Here is a 1,323-nt window from a genome sequence, read left to right as displayed (position 1 = left end):
CCCCGAGCCGACTCCCGGGCCCGACCCCGAGCGCCGGGCCCCGGCGACGGGCCGCGCCGATGAGCCGGAACCCCGGGACGCCGGGTCGGTACGGGCCCGCACGCCGGAACGCGGCGCCCCCGAGTACGCCCCCGAGCCGGAACCCGCGCCCGAGCGCCGCCCCGCCGGGACGGTACGCACCCCCGGGTCGGTACGCACCCCCGAGCCGGTCCGCACCCCCGAGCCGGTCCGCACCCCCGAGCCGGGAAGCCGCGCCGCCGCCCCCGCACCCCCGCCGGAGGCACCCGCGCGGGAGGACAGCCGGGCCGTCTTCGAGCGGATGGCGGAGCGGGCCGTGCGGCCCGCCGGGCTGGGGCGGCGGGGGGTGGCACGGCTGCTGGACTCCCTCGTGCACGCCGCCGTCGCCGCGGCCGTCACGGTGCCCGTCGTACCCCTGGTGACGGCCCATCTGGAGGCGAAGGTCGACGCCGCCCGGGCGAGCGGGCGCACCACCACCGTGTACCTGCTCGACGCCACCACCGCCGGCTACCTGGGCGCCGTGCTCGGTGCCGTCCTGCTCTTCGGCGTCCTCTACGAGGCCCTGCCCACCGCCCGTTGGGGCCTCACCCCGGGCAAGAAGCTGCTCGGCGTGCGCGTGCTGGCCACCGCCACCCTGCGCCCGCCCGGCTTCGGCGCGGCCCTGGGGCGCTGGCTCGTGTACGCCTTCCTGGGGCTGCCGGGCAGCCTGTGGTGCCTGGTGGACCGCCCCCGCAGGCGGGCCTGGCACGACCGCGCCGCCGGGACGTTCGTGACCCGCTGAAGGGCGGCGGGCGCCGCCGCGACCGTCCGCGCCCCGGACGGACGCGGCCGCCTTGCGGGGCGCGCGGAGCCGGGTTCGACTCGGGCCATGAGCACCGACCAGCCGCCGCCGGGCCAGCCCCCCGAGGACGACCCGTTCCTCAAGAAGCCCCACGATCCGACGCCCCCGTCGGGCGGTTCGCCGTACGGCTCGCCGCCCCCGCCCCCCGGTGGCGGCGGCTACCCCCCGCCGGAGGACAGCCGGGCCGTCTTCGAGCGGATGGCGGAGTACGGCGGCGGCCCCGGGGACCCGTACGGCGGTGGCGGGGGGTGGCACGGCTGCTGGACTCCCTCGTGCACGCCGCCGTCGCCGCGGCCGTCACGGTGCCCGTCGTACCCCTGGTGACGGCCCATCTGGAGGCGAAGGTCGACGCCGCCCGGGCGAGCGGGCGCACCACCACCGTGTACCTGCTCGACGCCACCACCGCCGGCTACCTGGGCGCCGTGCTCGGTGAGCCCCTTCGGCGTCCTCTACGAGGCCCTGCC

1 protein-coding gene and 2 pseudogenes are annotated in these 1,323 nt (G+C 79.4%); all 3 read left to right on the top strand.

Features of this window, described 5'->3' with window-relative positions; all coding sequences use genetic code 11:
- Window positions 1–799: RDD family protein (locus SSNG_RS13350; protein ID WP_007264356.1), on the top strand; the 799-nt coding region annotated here is incomplete at its 5' end.
- 87 nt (window positions 800–886) lie between these two features.
- A pseudogene (locus SSNG_RS43740) lies at window positions 887–1,006 on the top strand (RDD family protein); the annotation flags it as partial.
- Window positions 1,007–1,107: 101 nt separating this feature from the next.
- Window positions 1,108–1,323 (top strand): annotated as a pseudogene (locus SSNG_RS42055) (hypothetical protein); the annotation flags it as partial.

The sequence above is a fragment of the Streptomyces sp. C genome (genome assembly GCF_000158895.1).
GTDB lineage: Bacteria > Actinomycetota > Actinomycetes > Streptomycetales > Streptomycetaceae > Streptomyces > Streptomyces racemochromogenes.
Note: the sequence above shows the minus strand (reverse complement) of the source record. Positions and strands in the feature narration are given on the sequence as shown.